The organism is Actinopolymorpha pittospori, assembly GCF_014873875.1.
In the GTDB taxonomy this organism is placed as follows: Bacteria; Actinomycetota; Actinomycetes; order Propionibacteriales; family Actinopolymorphaceae; genus Actinopolymorpha; species Actinopolymorpha pittospori.
In genome coordinates, this window is sequence record NZ_JADBEM010000001.1 from 3,495,402 (window position 1) to 3,512,124 (window position 16,723).

The following is a 16,723-nucleotide window of genomic DNA, read 5'->3' on the forward strand; positions in this document are numbered from 1 at the left end:
GCTCGGCTCGCCCGAGCCGGCGGGTCAGCGGGCGCTGTTTCGCCCCGTCCTCGATCCGCTTCGAGCCGTGATCAGCAGGCGCCGCTGTTCGGCCATCTGGGGGAGGGCGACACTCGCCTCCCGCTGCAGGTTGGCCAACGCAGTGTCGTCGCCCGGCTCCAGTTCGAGCGCGGCGACGTAGAGCGCGCGCCGGCGTTCGTCCCACTCCGGATGTTCCTCGACGTTGACGTCGACGAAGCCGGCGGCGACGAGCGTGCCCGCGAGTTCGGCCGGATACCCGGCGTCGTTTCGTGGGCCCTCCCATGTGGTGAGGGCGAACGTGCGGCCGGGCCGGAGGATGCGGGCCACGTCGCGTGCTGCCGCGAGCGGATCCGGAGCGAAGTGCAGCGCGTCCACGCACATCACACCGTCGGCCATGGCCGGGCGCAGGATCTCCGCCGTCTCCGCGAACGCGCCGACCCGGAACTCCGCCCGCCCGGACAGTCCGAAGTCCGCCGCCCGCCGCTGCGCCTGCGCGACCGCGACCGGTGAGACGTCGACTCCCACGAGACGCGCACCCGTCTCGCGGGCGACCCACATGCCGGGGCCGCCACGCCCGCAGGCCAGGTCGACGAGGGTGTCCCCGGCGGCGACGTCCAGTGCCAGCGCGATCAGCCGCAGCGCGTCCGACGGGGTGAAGGAGAAGAGCTCGACCTCGGGTGGCAGGGAGGGGTCGAAGTCGGCGCGGAAGAGTTCCCGAACCCGCGGTGACCGTTCGTAGGCGGAGAAGACCGCATCGAAGACGTCCGCGGTGGTCGCGGTGGTCGCCGTCGTGGTCGTCTGGTCCGGCTGATCGCTCATCCTGGCCCCGTCTCCGGTCGCTCGCGCCGTCGTTGGCTCTGCCTGCCGTGTCCTTGGACAACTGCTGGGGCGGACGACCGGTTCCGCCGAAAACTCGGTTCCGTCCGGACCCGCGTCGGCGAATCATGTGTGGGAGTGCCGGCGGAAGGGGAACGATGACGGCCCACACGATGAGGGTGACGCTGACGGTGCGCGACCTGACGGAGGCGGATCTGCCGGGCCTCGCGTGGTCGGGTTCACCGCTGCACGTGGCGAACATGGCGCGGCAACTCGCCCGAGCACGGGCCGGCGCGATGGACTACCTCGTCGTGGTGACAGCGACCGGGACGTCGGTCGCCAAGGGCGGGGTCGACTACGAGACCCATCCCGGCGCCGGCTCGATCACCGAGGTCGCCGTCCGCGGCGAACTCCAGTCGCTCGGCATCGGCACCTTCCTGGTCGCGACCATGGAGGAGCGGATGCGGAGCCGTGGTCTGAGCCGCGCCGAGTTGGACGTCGAGGAGAACAACCCCCGGGCTCGGGCGCTGTACGAGCGGCTGGGCTACGTCGCCTATGACCGCGCGCTGGAGTCCTGGGACCAGGAAGGGCCCGACGGCTCGCCGTACCGCTACGAGACGATGTGCACCCTGATGCGGAAGGAACTCGCCGGGCGCTAGCGCTCACCCGTCCGCCGGGAGCCCCGGCTCACCGCGACCGAGCGTAGGCAGCTCACGACCAGCCTCGGTAAGCTCCTCGATCTCGACTGATCCGGCTCCGCTCGCGAGGCCGGATTTGTTCATGGTCTACAAGTCCATGCCCTTGGACTCGGTTGGCGACTACACCTCAGCCTTGCCTGTCGCCTGGCAGAGTGACATCTGCGGGATCACCTTCGTGGTGACGCGAAGGATTGGCTCGGTGACAAGGAGAGGTGTCTGATGACTGCTGATCACGTGCTCGTGACAGGACTGGGAGCGACCACGCCGCTCGGTGGAGACGTCGCCTCGACATGGGCGGCGCTGCTCGCCGGCCACTCCGGAGTCTCCGCGATCGAGGAGGACTGGGCAGCCGACCTGCCGGTGCGGATCGCGGCCCGGCTCAAGGTCGAGCCCACCGAGGTCATGGACCGCGTACAGGCCCGCAAGCTGGACCGCTGCGAGCAGATCGCGCTCATCGCCGCTCGCCAGGCGTGGGAGGACGCCGGTAGCCCGGAGGTCGACCCGGAGCGGCTGGCCGTCGTCATCGGCACCGGCTCCGGCGGTGCGCTGACCATGCTCGGCCAGGACGACATCCTCGAGAGCTCCGGCGCACGCAGGGTCTCGCCGTACACCGTCCCGATGTTCATGCCCAACGGCTCCGCCGCCTGGGTCAGCATGGAACTCGGCGCCCGAGGCGGCGTGCACACGCCGGTCAGCGCCTGCGCCTCCGGCGCGGAGGCGATCTCCATGGCCCTCGACCTCATCCGCCTCGGCCGGGCCGACGTGGTGGTCGCGGGAGGTACGGAGGCCTTCATCCACGCCATGCCGATCGCCGGGTTCGCGCAGGCGCGGGCCACCTCGACGCGCAACGACGCCCCGCAGCAGGCGTCCCGCCCCTTCGACGCCGACCGGGACGGCTTCGTCACCGGCGAGGGTGCCACCATCCTGGTGCTCGAGCGCGCGGAGTTCGCCGCCGCCCGCAACGCTCGCGCCCACGCGGCGCTGGCCGGGGCGGGCATCACCTCCGACGCCTACCACATCACCGCCGGAACGCAGGAGGGCCAGGTCCGGGCGATGCGGAAGGCCATCTCGGACGCCGGACTGGAGGCGCTGGGGATCGGGCACGTGCATGCGCACGCCACCTCGACCCCGCAGGGCGACCTGACCGAGGCCGCGTCGATCGCCGAGGCGATCGGACCCCACACCGCCGTCACCGCGACGAAGTCGATGACCGGTCACCTCTTCGGAGCGGCCGGAGCGATCGGCGCGATGTCGGCCGTCCTCGCCCTCCGCGACCAGATCATCCCGCCGACGATCAACCTCGACAAGCTCGACCCCGAGGTGAAGCTCGACGTCGTGTCCGGTCAGGCGCGGCAGGCCTCCTTCCGGGCGGCGCTGGCCAACTCCTTCGGGTTTGGCGGGCACAACGTCTCCCTCGTCTTCACCACCACTCCCTGAGCGACTCCCCGCATCCCGCCTGACGGCGTTGTCGTCAGGCGGGATGCTGCGGTTCACCCAGCGGGGTCAGGAGCCGAAGACGCCCAGTTCGACGATGCGTGAGTAGTCGTTCGCGCCGTTGCTGGACATGGCCAGGATCCGGACCGAGGTCGTCTGGACCGGCGTGAACGTCGAGTTGATCAGCCCCTGGGTGTTGCCGCGGACCGATGCGACGGTCTGCCACTCCGAGCCGGAGAGCACCTGGACGTCGTAGTCACGCAGGCCGTACCTCGACGCGGGGTTGGCGGTCGAGTCGAGCGTCTGCATCCGGACCCGGCCGACGGTCTGCGGGGTGGCCCACTGCAGCCGGAACCAGTCCGGCCAGCCGCGCGAGGTCGCGTCGTTCCAGCCGGTCGAGGTCGACCAGTGCGAGGAGTCGGCGTCCCCGTCGACCGCACCGCAGAGCTTGAACCGCTGGTGGGTCGAGGAGGCGGACACCCTCGTCGCGGACAGCGCGAGGTTGCCGCTCGGGTCCGGGGCGCTCGGTGTCACCGTCACCCGGAGGGTCGCCTTGCTGGCCCCGCTCTCGACGCGTATCCGGTAGGTGCCCGCCTCCGTCCCGAGCGGAGAGGTCACCGGGATGGGGACGTCGCGGGTGTAGCCGGCCGGAAGGTACGTCGAGATCATGGTGCGCTGCAACTCGAGGGCGCTCGGTGCGGACAGCGTGGCGTCGGCGTAGACCGGGGTGTCTCCCGTGTTGGTCATCTGGACGTTGAAGCTCGCGCCCCTGCACTGGCCCGTCTCCATGTCCAGCTGGGTCGGGTCCGTCGCGACCGTCACCGCTTCGACGCCGGCGGGGGCCGGCGCCGCGGCGTACGCGGGTGCGAAGATCGCTCCGGCGAGCAGCGCGGTGGCCATCCCACTCACGCCGAGGGCGCCGCGGACGCGCGGCCTGATGACATGACGTGAGAAGGCGTTCATCGGACGTCCACTTTCGATTCGGTCGACTGCAGGCCGGCGGCTTCCCGCTCGGTCACGAACGACGCGCGGGTGGAGATGTCCGCACCCGGCCTGCTGATGTAGGGAACGACGCGGTAGTCGGCCCGGAGTTGGTCCCGGTCGACGTCGCAGCGCACGTACCCGCGCTGGAAGTTGCTGAACTTGAAGTGCGGGTTGGCCTGCATCTCGATCGCGAGTGCAGGGGTGGTGTCGGAGCCGTCGCCCGCGCTGCTGATCGACGTGCCCATGAGTTCGACGCCGATGGTGGGCGAGGCCTCGTCCTCGAAGTTGGCCTTCAGGTCGCTCGCGTAGTTGGTGTGCGTGTCACCGGTGATGGCGACGAAGCCCTTCACGTCGGCGTCGGTGATGGTGTCGAAGAGCCGTTGCCGGTCGGCGGTGTAGCCGTCCCAGGCGTCCATGGCGAGCAACGGCGGATCGGTGAGGCTGGCCGCGCGCTTGGCCAGGAAGACCTGCTGCGCGGGGACGTTCCAGCGCGCGGTCGAGGTGCCGAGGCCGTCCAGCAGCCAGTCGCGCTGCGTCTCGCCGAGGATGGTGCGGGCGGGGTCGCCGGCATCGGTGCAGCCGGCCTTGGCGCCGTCACCGCAGGCCTGGTCGGATCGGTACTGACGGGTGTCGAGCACGTGGACCTGGACGAGATCACCGAAGGAGAGTCGCCGGTACAACTGGGCGTCTGGACCCGACGGCTCCTGAAACGGACGCAGCGGCATGTGTTCCCAGTACGCGCGGTAGGCGTTGGCGCGTTGGACGAGGAAGTCGTCGACCGGCTTGTTGCTCGCGGCGATGTCATCGGCGTAGTTGTCCTCGACCTCGTGGTCGTCCCAGGTGACGACCCAGGGGAACGCCGCGTGGGCCGCCTGCAGGTCGGGGTCGGACTTGTACAGCGAATAGCGCAACCGATACAGGTCGAGGGTGTCCGGCGGGATCTGGAAGATGTCGGGGATCTCGGTCGAGGTGTCGTTGCGGGTTCCACCGACGGAGTTGACAGCGTTTTCGTAGATGTAGTCACCGAGGAAGAAGAAGACGTCGAGATCTTCGTCGACGAGGTGTTTGTACGGGGTGTAGAAACCCTCGGGGTAGTTCTGGCAGGAGGAGAAGGCGAAGCGCAGCGAGGAGATCGTCGCTCCCGCCGGCGGCGCAGTCCTGGTACGCCCGGTCGGGCTGACGTAGCGGCCGACCCTGAAGCGGTAGAAGTATTCGCGCGCCGGCTCGAGACCGGTCACGTCGACATGGACGGAATGGCGGTATTCCGGCCGCGCGGTCGCGACTCCCTGCCGCACGATGCGCCGGAACCCCTCGTCGTCGGCGACCTGCCAGCGCACGGGGAACGGCTGGTCGGGCAGTCCGCCCATCGGGTCGAAGATCTCCGTCGCGAGCCTGGTCCACAACACGACGGCGTCCGGAAGCGGATCACCCGAAGCGATGCCCAGGGTGAAGGGGTCTGACCGCAGCGACGCCTCGTCGGCCCGTGCGGTCGAGGTGGTGCTCATGTTGGTGCCGAACGCCAACGCCACGGCGGCGCCGGTCACGGTGAGGAATCGACGGCGGGTGCTGTGCGCCGCACGACGGAGCGTGTCGTCGGTCGTGGCGCCATGGCGAGAAGGCAACATCCAACCTCTCCATCAAATGGGTTGATCAGCAGGATCTGATCAACGCCACATTGCGTATGGGCGACGCGGTTGTGGCCGTGAGCTGACTTCGGCGCAGACAAACGGACGGCCACGTCGCCGGGAATCACGTGGATGACGATGAATGCTTGCCGTTCCGGCGCTGAAAGTACGAGCGCCACACCGGTGTGTCAAGACAGTGAACGCACATGAGCGCCATGAGCGCACGTGACGCGCGAATGAGGGCAATGAGACTGCCGTCACCTGGACGCATTCAATCGACCACTTGGAGAGGAACGGCATCGGGGTGAGGCTGGAGGGGCAGGCGAGAAGCGGCGAGTGGAAGGGGGCACCAGCCGATGCGGATCTTCGTCACGGGCGGCTCCGGATATGTCGGCCGTTCCACGATCAGGGCACTGGTCCGGGAGGGGAACGAAGTGACCGCACTTGCGCGGAACGACCGCGCCTCCCAGACCGTGTCGGACGTCGGCGCGATCCCGGTCCGAGGTGAGCTGACCGACACGGCTCTGCTGCGCGAGGCGGCCAAGTACGTCGACGGTGTGATCCACCTCGCCGCGTCGGAGGAGAAGCCCGACGAGGTTGATCTCGCAGCGGCTGAGGCCCTGCTGGACGGCGCCCACGGGAGTCCATACGTCCACACGGGCGGCGTCTGGGTGTACGGCGACACGAACGGTGTGGTCGACGAGGACGCCCGACGCAATCCGCCACGGCTGAGGGCGTGGCGACTGGCCAACGAGGAACGCGTCCTGGCCCGGGCCGAGACGGGTGGGCATCCGGTCCTGGTGATGCCGGGCCTCGTCTACGGCGAATCTGGCGGCCTGCTGGAGCGGTTCTTCGTGGAGCCCGGACGCGCCACGGGCGCTGTTCCGTGCATCGGCGACGGATCCAACCACTGGGCGCTCGTCCACCGCGACGACATCGTCGCCTTGTACGTGCTCGCGCTGCGCGCTCCGGCGGGATCTGTCTACGCCGGCGTCAGCGACCAGCATCCGACGCAGCAGGAGGTCACCGAGGCGCTCAGCCACGCCGCCGGCTGTCCAGGCAGCACAGTGACCCTGAGTCTGGACGAGGCGCTCGCCCAGATGGGGCCGATCGCCGAGGCGTTCGCCCTGGACCAGCGGTTCACCGGCGCCCGCGCCCGCGAGCAGCTCGGCTGGAAGCCGGCCCACCAGGACGCGCTCGCCGACCTCGCCCGAGGACGGTGAGGCGCCGACCCCAGGTGCTGGCCGGCGGCGGCCATCGGAGAAGATCCAGTTCCACGCGAGGCAACAGGCACAAGGAGACCCTCTGATGGCTTTGCTGCGTTGTGACTTCTTCTCGGAGGCGCTGGCGTTGAGCACCTCCATGACGGTGATTCTTCCGCAGGAGACGACGGCCCAGATCGGTATGACCGGCGCGGCCAGGGCGGAGGGGCACCCGACGTTGTACCTCCTGCACGGGATGAGCGACGACGACACCATCTGGCTGCGGCGTACCTCGATCGAACGCTACGTCGCACCGCTCGGGCTCGCCGTCGTCATGCCGCAGGTCCACCGAAGCTTCTACGCCGACGAGGTGTACGGCAACCGGTACTGGACGTTCCTGTCGCAGGAGTTGCCGGAGATCGCCAACCGGTTCTTCAGGCTGTCCCAGCGCCGCGAGGACACGTTCGTCGCCGGGCTGTCGATGGGCGGGTACGGCGCACTCAAGTGGGGGCTGCGCCACCCCGAGCGGTTCGCCGCCGCGGCCAGCCTGTCCGGTGCGCTCGACATGGGCGACCCGGAGCGGTTGCGTAACCGGCCGGAGATGATGAACCGCGTCTTCGGCGACCGGCCGGTCCGGGGCACCGACGACGACCTGCTGTGGCTGCTGGACCAGGCCGACACGGCCGCGGCTTCGACGCCGGACCTCTACGTGTGCTGCGGCACGGAGGATCCGCTCCTGAAGTCCAACCACACCTTCCTCGAGACCGCGCGTCGCAACGACATTCCTGTGACGACCGACTTCGGTCCGGGTGCGCACGAGTGGGGCTACTGGGACCGGAAGATCCAGGACGTCCTCGCCTGGCTGCCGTTGGGAAAGGGTGACCCGACGTAGCCCCAGGAACCTCGCCTTCGGTGCCTTCGTGCTTTTCGGGTGGAGGACCGAACAATCTCACGGCTCTTTTCTCAGTTTCTCCGGCACCGCGCTGATCGCTCCGGCATTGGCCCCGAATCGTCGAGCGGGCTTTGGATCGGTTGCCGGATAGGATGAGGAACAGCGGCGCGGATCACTGTGGTGACCCCTTCATCGCTACCGCGAAAGACCTGCGGGAGGGGAGATGGCGAGAAAAGGTGCAGTCCGCTGGGTGTCGCGTCAGGCGACGACCGGGGTGAAGGAACTGCCCTCCAACATCGTGTGGCTCGCCGGCCGAACCCGAGTGCCGGCGACCATCGGCTGGGCCGCCGGAGGCGCGGCCGATGCCGTACGACGAGCGGGGGAGGCGGCGCGGGAGTCGTTGCCCGGTGGCGGTGTCTCGGTCGAGGTCCGGCTGAAGCGAGCCCGTGAGGCGACCGAGCGCGCCGCACTCGTCGAGGAGGAGGCCCTCGACGAGGCGACGGCGGCGAAGGAACTCTCCGACGCCGTACGCACGGCCAGCGACGAGGGACGCGAGCGCATGCGTCAAGCCAAGGCTGACGCCCAGGAGGCGGTCGACCGTCGCGTCGCGGAGGCCCGCCGGCGCGCTGACACGATGGTCGAGCGCGAACGCGAACGTGCCGAGACCGAGGCCGACCGGGTACTCCGCCAGGCGTCCGACGAGGTTGACGGTCAGGTCGAGCACGCCCGTTCGCGGGCCGAAGGCGCACAGGGGCGGGCCGAGGCGAAGATCGCGGAAGCCGCCGAACAGATGGCCGTCGCCCGACAACTCGCCGACAAGGCAGCCGAAGCCGCACAGGACGCCGCCGCCGAAGCCCGTCGGCGCGCGGAGGAACTCGTCGGTGAGGCTCGCCGGCAGGCCGGAACGTCCTCAGACCAGAACGCGCGCTAGCGGCGACGCAAGGGAGGAAGCATGAGGAATCCGTTCCACCAGAAGAGCACCTGGGAGAAGATGCAGGACGACGTGCTGGAGTTGGCGACGGCGAAGAACGCCATCCGCTCCGGTGTGGTGGCGGTGGGGGCGGCGGTCGGCGTCACCGCCGTGAGTTCCGCGATCTCCTCGAAGCGGAAGACGAACGCCAACGCGCACTGATTCGCGCGGCCCTTCCGGGCCGGCCGACCACGTCGTACCTAGAAGCGCCTGCGGCGGCGATCAGGCAGGCGAGGAAGGTCAGCTGAGCCGGCTGGTCGGGCTGGTCGCCACGCTGATGCCGCGCATCTCCCGCTGCTCGTGGTCCCCGACCCGGACCGGCTCGCGGCGGGCGACGGCACAGTAGAAGTGATGCAGCCGGCCCGCGTCGTCGGCGATGACGGCCGGCTTGTGCGCGTGGAGGGAGTCGATGCTGCCCCGCGGCCCGACGTCGAGCAGGATCGTTCCGCCCTTGGTCCAGGTCAGCAGGTCGGTCGACCAGGCCCAGCCCTCCCGGGCGTGACCGTCGGCGGCGAGGCCGAAGTAGAACATCACCCACCGGTCGCCCCACCGCAACACGCACGGGTCGGAGGCGAATCGTTCGTCGAAGTCGCCCGGCCCGCAGTTGCGCAGCACCGGGCCGTCGACCGGGCGGGTCCAGGTCAGCAGGTCCTCGGAGACCGCGACACCGGTCTGCTCCCGCCAGGAGCCCGTGGTCTGGTTCTTCGCGTTGTAGAAGACGTAGTACAGGCCGTCGTGCCGGAGCAGCCAGGACTTGTAGAGCCCGCCCGCGTCCCAGGCGCCGCCCTCGCCCGGTCGCAGCAGCCCGCCGACCGGCTCCCACGACCGTAGGTCCGGGCTCGCCGCGAAACCGATCACACCCGGGCCCGTCTCGTAGCCGGAGTCGGGGTACGCGTGCCAGGTCGCGAAGTAGCGCGAGTCCTGCGCGATCAGCTCGCCCGACCCGAAGAGGTCGTTGTCGCGAAGGATGGACGTCATCGCGGCGTTGTGCCGGCGTAGGTCGTCCCGGCCGTCCCGGCCGAAGATCACGCCTTCGGGCTGCCAGTGCACCAGGTCGTCGGAGGAGGCCAGGCCGGTCTGGTAGCCCACACCGTCCCAGCCGACGTAGGTCATGTGGGCCCGCCCGTTGTGCCGGAACACGAACGGACAGTCGACGGCGAGGGCGTCGAACCTCGTCCGCAGGAACGACGGCGCCAGCAGCAGCCGGCCGGCCTTCTCCGGCGTACGGAGGCGCTCGAACCCGGGATCGGTGTCGGGGACGTCGACGGGTCGGGTCATGATGCGCTCCTCGGTGGTCGGTGGTCGGTGGTCGGTGGCGGTCTGAGGTGGTCGGGCTCAGAGGCGGTCGGGCTCAGAGGTCGGCGAGCCAGCTGGTCCGGTTGGCGTGGCCACGAAGGTGGAGCCACGGTCCCCAGGTACGGAAGTCCTCCGGGTCACCGCCCCACCGCTCGATGTCGTTGGAGGTCTGGGCGTTGTGCAGCCACAGCCGCAGCCCCCACAGGTCCCGGAGTACGGCGTAGCCCCAGAGCCGGGTGCGCGCCCCCGGACGCGAGAGCAGTTCGGCGGCCTCCTGCACGAGCCGTCCGGTCGGGTCCGGGCCGGACTGGAAGGCCAGGCACCGCAGGACGTTCTCCAGGTCGAGGTCTGCCGGCGCGACGCAGGCGAACTCGAAGTCGATCGGAACGGCGTGCGATCCCGTCCACACGCAGTTGCCCGGCCCCGCGTCGGTGTGGGCGAGGGCGAGGGGGACCAGGCGCACCGCGTGGAACATCTCGGCCAGCATCTCCCGCAGCCGCCGGCCGAGTACCTCGTCCACCAGGCCCTGCTCGGTGAGCCCACCCAGCAGCCGGGCCGCGTCCGCCTCGGCGAGGGCGTAGAAGGGTGTCGACGTACACCCGAGCGCCCGCGCTCGTTCGACGTCGGCGCGGTGGATCGCCCGCACCCTCCTCCACAGGTCGGTGACCGCGTCCGCGCGACGGTCGGCGTCCAGGTCGGGCCAGGCCTCCTCGAGGTTGCGCCCGGGCAGCCGGGTCGTCACCTCCCACTCCCGGCCGTCGTCGACGCCGTGGCCGAGCACCTCGGGATATCCGACGTCGGCGGGCAGGATCGAGGCGAGGGCCGCCTCCCGGCGCAGCGAGGACCCCGGTCCCCGGCTCAGCCGCAGCACGATCCGCTCGGCCAGCCAGACCTCGTTGGACGCGCTGGTGCCTGAGCGGTGTGCCTTCTCGATGTCGACCCCGAACCTCGCCAGCACCTCGCGCGCGGGAGTGGTCGACGGTCGCGTTGCCGGATGGCGCGTCACGTCTGTCCTGCCCGGTCCGAGGTCGGCCAGACGTAGGGGAGGTCGGGCGGTACGTCGGCGAAGACCTTGCCGTAGTGGTCCGGGTCCTTGCGGACCAGCGCGGACCGGTGACTTCGATGGAACTCCGGATCGCCGAGCCACGGTGGCAGCTCTCCCGCGCTCTCCAGCTCCACCTGGTCGCGTACGACGTCGCGGCCGGTGTACTGGGCGAGATCGGTCCGCAGGCTCCGCGCGCAGGTGTCCTGGCGGCCGGAACCCTCCCAGACCGCGCAGATCTCCAGGCCGTACCGCACCAGCGCCTCCTCGTAGCCGCTCCACATCCGCACCGCGGGATGGTGCCGCCAGCCGTATCCCGCGACGGTCAGGCCGCGGAGCACCTGCAGTGCTTCGACCCGTTGCTTGCCGAGCCGACGTTGGTCGAGCAGTCGCGCGGTGGCGGCGAAGTCGGCGTACGGCAGGAACGTCTGCATCGCCCTCAGGCTAGAGCTCGCACCCGCTCGCGTGCCCCGTCATTTCTCGGCGGTCGCGATGATGACCTCGGTGCCGTCGGGGTCCAGCACCCGCGCCATTCGTTCGCCCCATGGTTGGTCGGCGGGTTCCTCGACGACCGACACGCCCGCGGCGCGCAGCCGCTTGACCTCCTCGTCGCAGTCGTCGACGTAGAACCAGAGCGAGACACGCTGCCCGCTCGTGCCCGGCACCGTGTCGGGGGACAGGCCGATGCCGATGTGCATGCTGCCGATCGTGAGTCCGACGTACCCCGGCGGTCCCTGCTCGGGGTACTGGAAGGACACCTCGCCGCCGAGCAGGTCACGGTAGAAGCCGAGGGAGCGGGCGATGTCGGGAGTGGACAGGATCGGGAAGCCGGACTGGAACATGGTGCGGGTCCTTTCTCCGGGAGTGACACACCTCGTTCTTCGTACCCGATTGGGTTTCGCCGGACGCACGCTTCTCCGGTTCGCCAAGCCCCGGCAAGCCAAGCCAACCAGGCCGGACGGGTCGGGTCCCGGCGATCAGCGGAGCGCCTCGCCGCGCTGGGCGAGGTTGCGGGCGATCTGCGCGTCGATCGGCTCCACTCCGATCGAGCGGACCATCGCCTCGACACTCGTCGTCGGGTCGTTGGACCAGAACAACCCGATGTCCTCGCGGTCGTCGTAGTGGAAGCCGACTCGCTCGCCGTACTTCTCCCGCAGGGCGGCGCCGTCGCGCAGCGTGGGTGACCAGCCCAGCAGGACGTGGCTGAGGTCGAGTTCGTGGACGAGGACCTCACCGTGCTGCTCGATGCGTGCCGCCACCAGGCCGGTCGGCTCGTAGACGGTCGCGTTGTCGCGGGGCGTGCTGGAGACGACGAAGTAGCGGTGCCGAGCCGCGTGCGCCGCGGTGCGGATCGTGGCCGGCGACGCGCTCGAGAAGGCGACGATCTCCGCGCCCCGCGCGGCCAGCGCGGCCCAGCCGTCGTCGTAGACGACGTCCCAGCAGATCTGGATGCCGAGCCGGCCGAAGTCACAGTCGAAGACGGGATACTCGGCGCCCGGGCGCACCCCGCCCTCCAGCGTCGAGCCGGCGCCGACCCCGACGGGATGCGCCTTGCGGTAGGTGCCGACCAGCGCACCTCGCCGGTCGAGGAGCAGGGCGGCGTTGGAGTAGACCGAGCCGGACGGCGTGGCCTCGACGAGGTCGAGGGGGACCACGAGGTAGCTGCGGTACCGCCGGGCCAGGTCGCGGAACACGTCGAGGACGGGATCGTCGGCGGCGATGGAGCGGTCCTTGGCGAGTTCCGCGTTCGGGGTGAGGACGGCTTCGGGCAGGACGACGAGGTCCAGTCCGCGGTCGGGCCGACGCCGTGCCGCCCGGGCGGCCAACTCCTCGACCAGGGCCGCGAGCTCACCCGCTCGTGCGCGCAAGCCCGGATAGTCGCCGCCCGCTCCGAAGATCACGGTGCCGACGACGACCTTGCGGGGCGGTGCGTCCGGTCCTCGTCGCGGGACGGTGGGGACCGGGCTTTCAACGTCCTCGAGTTCGTACGGCATGCGCTGTCGCGCTCCCTTCGGCTACCCGTTGGCGGTCGTGACGCCGGTCGAATGCCGGCGCGATGCGGGTCGGGACGGCGCGTTCCGGCACTGGACGGCACGCGTCCAGGTCGGCATCGTCGTCCCAGCGGACCGAGCCGAACCACCACTCACCCGACTCCAGGAGGATTCTCCGTGCAGCCGTCGAGCCCGACATCCCCGCTCCCGCATCCGCCGAGCAGCACCCCGCCGGAGTCCCTGGCGGCGTTTCGTGACCCGGACCTGCTCGCGCGTGTCCTGCCCGGACCGGGCCGCTGGCGTCCTGTGCCCGACGTGTCCGACCGCGGCTTCTGGGACTCCGTCGACGAGGCGACCAGGCAGGACGTCCTGCGGCGTGCGGAGGAGCTTTCGGCCAGGCCATGGCCGGTACTGACGGCGAGTCTGTGGCGCGACTTCATCGAGACCGGGACCCGGATCCGGTACGAGGACGAGTACTTCGGCCGGCGTCGGCGTACGGTCGCCTCGGTTCTCGCCGCGCTCCTGACCGACGACGCGCGCTGGCACGACGACGTGCTCGACGGTGTCTGGCTGATGCTGGAGGAGACCACCTGGTGCGTACCCGCGCACGACTTCTCCGCCCGGGAGGAGGGCGTCCGGTTGCCGGACCCGGCACGGCCAAGTCTGGACCTGTTCGCGGCCGAGACCGGCGCCCTGCTCGCCTGGACGGTGGCCGTCCTCGGTGAGCGGCTCGACGCCAGGTCGCCGCTCGTGACCCGGCGGGTCGTCGAGGAGGTACGCGAGCGGATCCTGGTCCCGCAACGCACGGACGACAGCTGGGTGTGGTTCGGCCGCACCAGGCGTCCGGTCAACAACTGGAACCCGTGGATCAACTCCAACGTCCTGGCCTGTTCGCTGCTGCTCGACGAGAGCGCGGAGGACATCGTGACGACCGTGAGTCGCGCGGTCGAAGGGCTCGACGTCTTCGTGTCGGGCTATCCCGAGGACGGCGGCTGCGACGAGGGCCAGATGTACTGGTGGCGGGCCGGAGCCTCGTTGTCGGAATGCCTGGCGCAGTTGTACGACGCGACCGGAGGGGTGCTCGACGGGTTCGCGATCCCGAAGATCGCGGCGATCGTGCACTACCCGCACCGGGTGCACATCGCCGACGGCTGGTACGTCAACGTGGGCGACGGGCCGGCGCGGATCGAGTCGGCGGACACGGCCGAGCCGCACGTGCTGTACCACTTCGGACGCCGTACGGGTGACGCCGAGGCGTGCGCCCACGCCCGCTTCATGCGGGGCGGCGGGCCGGTCACGACGCCGCGGCTCTCCCTGGGCCGGTCGCTGTTCGCGCTCGCCGACCAAGACTGGCGGGACGCGCCGTCGACGCCGGCGCCGCTGGTCGGCCAGGCCTGGTGGCCCGACACCCAGCTGCTGACCGCCCGCGAACAGGCGGGCCGGGTCGAGGGACTGTTCGTCTCGGTGAAGGGCGGCCACAACGGCGAGAGCCACAACCACAACGACATCGGCACCGTCCTGGTCGCGGTGGACGGGCATCCCGCGCTGGTCGACGCGGGTGTCGCGCAGTACACCCGGCAACACTTCGGGCCGCGGCGCTACGAGATCTGGACGATGCGCAGCGACTACCACAACCTGCCGAACGTCGACGGTCACGAACAGCTGCCGGGGACGGAGTTCGCCGCGCGGGACGTCACCGCGAAGCTCGGCGAGGAGCGGGCCGAGGTGCGGCTGGACATCGCCGGCGCCTATCCCGAGGATGCCGGCCTGCTGCACTGGTGGCGTGAGGTCGCGCTGGACCGCGGCGACGCCGCCCGGATCAGCTGGCGGGACGAGTGGGAACTCGACCACGACCCGCACGCGATCACCCTCCACCTGATCGTCGCCGCCGAGCCCGACTGTCAGAGCGCGGGCAGCATCCTGGTGCCGACCCCGGCGCGGTCCCTCGTGATCGATCACCGCGGCTTCGAGCCGCCGGTCGTCGAGCGGATCGACCTGGACGACCGGCGGCTGCGCGGCGCGTGGGGCGAGGCGTTGTGGCGGATCACCATGACCGCGGCCGTTCCGTCCCGGCGGGGCTCCTGGGAGCTCGACCTGTACGCGGGCGCGGCGGAGTAGTGACTGGTGGGGAGCGCCACCGGGTCGAGTCCTCAGGTGACCTCAGGCGACTCGCGAGGTGAGGCCGCGTCGCGTCGACGAGCGGCTGGACTCGGTGGTGCCTCCCCACACGCCGTAGGGCTCGGGGAAGCCCATGGCGTGGTTGCGGCACTGGGTGCGGACGAGGCATCGTCCGCAGATGGCGAGCGCGCGCTCCTCCCGCGCTATGCGCGCTGGGGGCTTCTCACCATCGGGGCCGTAGAAGAGTTCGGAAGGGCCGTTGGCGCAGGCCGCCTTCTCGTGCCAGTCCCAGGTCATTCCGGTGACGCCTAGGTTGCGCCCACCGGGTACGGCTGCGCGCCGCTTGGACATGGTGAACCTCTTCCCTCCACCGTGGGCTCGACGTCGCGGGTCCACGGCTGGATGACAGGTGGTTTGGACACAGACGCGGCCCCGTCCTCCGCGCGTGGGCGTGGTCGGCGTGGCGTCGCCGGGCAACGACGTTCACGACTCCCACCGATTCCCAGGACCGTCCGCCCCGTGCCGGGCGGTCAGAGGGATCGTTCAGGCGGATGGCCTGGCGCGAGGCACTCCGGCGCTTCGGGGGCGACTGGATCCGGGAGCATCCAAAATCTGAGATCGATTCTTACGTTCTGCTCGTAGGCGATTCCTCTCCGTGTGCCTGCGCTGCCGCATCTTCCTGAGGCTTACAAAGTAAGCCGGCTACTTAACAGCCTTACGTTGTAAGCACGCGATGCGCAAGCCCCGATTTCGCGACTGAGGTGATACCCAGGGTGCAGAGCCCATGGCTCGAGAGGCCGCCCCAGGGCAGCGGCCTCGTCGGAGAGGGAGCGCACCATGAGTGAGTCCGGCCCGCCGGACGCCACCGGCGGTCGCGGCGAAACGTCCAGGTCCGGGGACCAGGGCACGCCAGGCCGCGGCACGCTGAGCAGGGAGACGATCGTCGTCGCGGCGATCGACTTCGTGGACCGCTACGGGTTGCCGATCCTGACCATGCGACGGCTGGGTGAGTACCTCGGCGTGGAGGCCATGTCGTTGTACCGCTACGTCAACGGCCGGGAGGACCTGCTCGAGGGGATCGTGCGCAGGATGGTCGACGACCTCCATGTCGACGCCAGGCGGCGCGAACTCCTGGCGGGGAACGGCTGGCAGGCGTACCTGCAGTGGCTCGCCCATGCCGTACGCCGCCTCGCCCGCCAGCACCCGCAGCTGTTTCCGCTGATCGCCACCCGACACCCCGCCGCACCCTGGCTGCGGCCACCGCTGCGCAGCCTCGAGGTCGTCGAGGACTTCCTCGCGACCCTCACCGATCGCGGCTTCAGCGTGGAGAACGCCGTGACGGCCTACCGGACCTTCACGAGTTACCTGCTCGGCTATCTGCTGCTCGAGGTCGCCACCCTGAGCGGTCGCGCCCTGACCACGGAGGAGCCCATCAACGAAGGCGGCGCCGACGTTCCGAACACCCAGGAGGTGTCGCTCGACGGCTTCCCGCACATCCAGCGGATGGAACCGCTGCTCTCCCAGGACCACACCGACGCCGAGTTCGAGCAGTCCCTGGAGGATCTGCTGGACCGGCTCGACCGGTTGGTCTCGCGCTAGCGCTCGGCGCGCTCCTCAGGGCGCGGCATCGGCGT

The 16,723-nt window shown here is 70.2% G+C and carries 17 protein-coding genes; 8 read left to right on the forward strand and 9 right to left on the reverse strand.

What is annotated here, in order from left to right; all coding sequences use genetic code 11:
• Positions 1-24 precede the first annotated feature (24 nt).
• Complete coding sequence (locus tag HEB94_RS16610; protein WP_192750734.1) at positions 25-840, reverse strand: SAM-dependent methyltransferase; 816 nt, start codon at positions 838-840, stop codon at positions 25-27.
• A gap of 155 nt (positions 841-995) precedes the next feature.
• On the opposite strand from HEB94_RS16610, the gene HEB94_RS16615 reads away from it, so the two are divergent.
• Complete coding sequence (locus HEB94_RS16615; RefSeq protein WP_192750735.1) at positions 996-1,496, forward strand: GNAT family N-acetyltransferase; 501 nt, start codon at positions 996-998, stop codon at positions 1,494-1,496.
• A gap of 258 nt (positions 1,497-1,754) precedes the next feature.
• Positions 1,755-2,972 (forward strand): beta-ketoacyl-[acyl-carrier-protein] synthase family protein, encoded by a 1,218-nt coding sequence (locus tag HEB94_RS16620; protein ID WP_192750736.1) that lies wholly within the window; start codon positions 1,755-1,757, stop codon positions 2,970-2,972.
• Between the two features lie 66 nt (positions 2,973-3,038).
• Here HEB94_RS16620 and HEB94_RS16625 read toward each other — a convergent pair whose 3' ends face one another.
• Together HEB94_RS16625 and HEB94_RS16630 are read right to left on the reverse strand one after the other, a co-directional pair.
• On the reverse strand, positions 3,039-3,932 hold the full coding sequence (locus HEB94_RS16625; protein ID WP_192750737.1) for a discoidin domain-containing protein: 894 nt from the start codon (positions 3,930-3,932) through the stop codon (positions 3,039-3,041).
• On the reverse strand, positions 3,929-5,578 hold the full coding sequence (locus tag HEB94_RS16630; RefSeq protein ID WP_192750738.1) for an alkaline phosphatase D family protein: 1,650 nt from the start codon (positions 5,576-5,578) through the stop codon (positions 3,929-3,931). The genes HEB94_RS16625 and HEB94_RS16630 overlap by 4 nt, the downstream gene beginning before the upstream one ends.
• A gap of 356 nt (positions 5,579-5,934) precedes the next feature.
• Here HEB94_RS16630 and HEB94_RS16635 point away from each other — a divergent pair, with 356 nt between their 5' ends.
• The 4 genes from HEB94_RS16635 (at position 5,935) to HEB94_RS16650 (ending at position 8,804) form a co-directional block, all read left to right on the forward strand.
• Complete coding sequence (locus HEB94_RS16635; protein ID WP_192750739.1) at positions 5,935-6,801, forward strand: NAD-dependent epimerase/dehydratase family protein; 867 nt, start codon at positions 5,935-5,937, stop codon at positions 6,799-6,801.
• An 85-nt stretch (positions 6,802-6,886) separates the two neighbouring features.
• Positions 6,887-7,672, forward strand: a complete 786-nt coding sequence (locus tag HEB94_RS16640) for an alpha/beta hydrolase (RefSeq protein ID WP_192750740.1) — start codon at positions 6,887-6,889, stop codon at positions 7,670-7,672.
• A gap of 250 nt (positions 7,673-7,922) precedes the next feature.
• Positions 7,923-8,603: a hypothetical protein gene (locus HEB94_RS16645; protein WP_192750741.1), complete on the forward strand. Its 681-nt coding sequence runs from the start codon at positions 7,923-7,925 to the stop codon at positions 8,601-8,603.
• A 21-nt stretch (positions 8,604-8,624) separates the two neighbouring features.
• Positions 8,625-8,804, forward strand: a complete 180-nt coding sequence (locus HEB94_RS16650) for a hypothetical protein (protein ID WP_192750742.1) — start codon at positions 8,625-8,627, stop codon at positions 8,802-8,804.
• A gap of 78 nt (positions 8,805-8,882) precedes the next feature.
• On the opposite strand, the gene HEB94_RS16655 is transcribed toward HEB94_RS16650, so the two are convergent.
• The 5 genes from HEB94_RS16655 to HEB94_RS16675 all read right to left on the reverse strand — a co-directional run bounded on the left by HEB94_RS16655 (position 8,883) and on the right by HEB94_RS16675 (position 12,974).
• Positions 8,883-9,920 carry a glycoside hydrolase family protein gene (locus HEB94_RS16655; RefSeq protein ID WP_192750743.1) on the reverse strand — a complete coding sequence of 346 codons (1,038 nt, stop codon included), beginning with the start codon at positions 9,918-9,920 and terminating at the stop codon, positions 8,883-8,885.
• 73 nt (positions 9,921-9,993) lie between these two features.
• Positions 9,994-10,944 carry a phosphotransferase gene (locus HEB94_RS16660; protein ID WP_192750744.1) on the reverse strand — a complete coding sequence of 317 codons (951 nt, stop codon included), beginning with the start codon at positions 10,942-10,944 and terminating at the stop codon, positions 9,994-9,996.
• Positions 10,941-11,414, reverse strand: a complete 474-nt coding sequence (locus HEB94_RS16665; protein ID WP_192750745.1) for an MSMEG_6728 family protein — start codon at positions 11,412-11,414, stop codon at positions 10,941-10,943. Before HEB94_RS16665 ends, HEB94_RS16660 begins: the two co-directional genes overlap by 4 nt.
• A gap of 39 nt (positions 11,415-11,453) precedes the next feature.
• On the reverse strand, positions 11,454-11,822 hold the full coding sequence (locus HEB94_RS16670; protein ID WP_202896384.1) for a VOC family protein: 369 nt from the start codon (positions 11,820-11,822) through the stop codon (positions 11,454-11,456).
• A gap of 135 nt (positions 11,823-11,957) precedes the next feature.
• A complete protein-coding gene (locus tag HEB94_RS16675; RefSeq protein WP_192750746.1) occupies positions 11,958-12,974 on the reverse strand; it encodes a carbon-nitrogen hydrolase family protein in 1,017 nt (338 codons plus the stop codon).
• A gap of 174 nt (positions 12,975-13,148) precedes the next feature.
• On the opposite strand from HEB94_RS16675, the gene HEB94_RS53540 reads away from it, so the two are divergent.
• Positions 13,149-15,089, forward strand: coding sequence for a heparinase II/III domain-containing protein (locus HEB94_RS53540; protein ID WP_192750747.1), 1,941 nt, complete (start codon positions 13,149-13,151; stop codon positions 15,087-15,089).
• Between the two features lie 42 nt (positions 15,090-15,131).
• Here the strand turns inward: HEB94_RS53540 and HEB94_RS16685 are convergent, their stop codons facing one another.
• Entirely contained in the window at positions 15,132-15,440 is a 309-nt protein-coding gene (locus tag HEB94_RS16685; RefSeq protein WP_192750748.1) for a WhiB family transcriptional regulator, read from the reverse strand.
• A 486-nt stretch (positions 15,441-15,926) separates the two neighbouring features.
• Between HEB94_RS16685 and HEB94_RS16690 the strand changes: the two genes are divergently transcribed.
• Entirely contained in the window at positions 15,927-16,688 is a 762-nt protein-coding gene (locus tag HEB94_RS16690; RefSeq protein WP_192750749.1) for a TetR/AcrR family transcriptional regulator C-terminal domain-containing protein, read from the forward strand.
• Positions 16,689-16,723: the final 35 nt, after the last annotated feature.

Coding starts and splice junctions, on each gene's coding strand:
- HEB94_RS16610 (WP_192750734.1), bottom strand. CDS start 840: ATGAGCGATCAGCCGGACCAGACGACCACGACGGCGACCACCGCGACC.
- HEB94_RS16615 (WP_192750735.1), top strand. CDS start 996: ATGACGGCCCACACGATGAGGGTGACGCTGACGGTGCGCGACCTGACG.
- HEB94_RS16620 (WP_192750736.1), top strand. CDS start 1,755: ATGACTGCTGATCACGTGCTCGTGACAGGACTGGGAGCGACCACGCCG.
- HEB94_RS16625 (WP_192750737.1), bottom strand. CDS start 3,932: ATGAACGCCTTCTCACGTCATGTCATCAGGCCGCGCGTCCGCGGCGCC.
- HEB94_RS16630 (WP_192750738.1), bottom strand. CDS start 5,578: ATGTTGCCTTCTCGCCATGGCGCCACGACCGACGACACGCTCCGTCGT.
- HEB94_RS16635 (WP_192750739.1), top strand. CDS start 5,935: ATGCGGATCTTCGTCACGGGCGGCTCCGGATATGTCGGCCGTTCCACG.
- HEB94_RS16640 (WP_192750740.1), top strand. CDS start 6,887: ATGGCTTTGCTGCGTTGTGACTTCTTCTCGGAGGCGCTGGCGTTGAGC.
- HEB94_RS16650 (WP_192750742.1), top strand. CDS start 8,625: ATGAGGAATCCGTTCCACCAGAAGAGCACCTGGGAGAAGATGCAGGAC.
- HEB94_RS16655 (WP_192750743.1), bottom strand. CDS start 9,920: ATGACCCGACCCGTCGACGTCCCCGACACCGATCCCGGGTTCGAGCGC.
- HEB94_RS16665 (WP_192750745.1), bottom strand. CDS start 11,414: ATGCAGACGTTCCTGCCGTACGCCGACTTCGCCGCCACCGCGCGACTG.
- HEB94_RS16670 (WP_202896384.1), bottom strand. CDS start 11,822: ATGTTCCAGTCCGGCTTCCCGATCCTGTCCACTCCCGACATCGCCCGC.
- HEB94_RS16675 (WP_192750746.1), bottom strand. CDS start 12,974: ATGCCGTACGAACTCGAGGACGTTGAAAGCCCGGTCCCCACCGTCCCG.
- HEB94_RS16685 (WP_192750748.1), bottom strand. CDS start 15,440: ATGTCCAAGCGGCGCGCAGCCGTACCCGGTGGGCGCAACCTAGGCGTC.
- HEB94_RS16690 (WP_192750749.1), top strand. CDS start 15,927: ATGAGTGAGTCCGGCCCGCCGGACGCCACCGGCGGTCGCGGCGAAACG.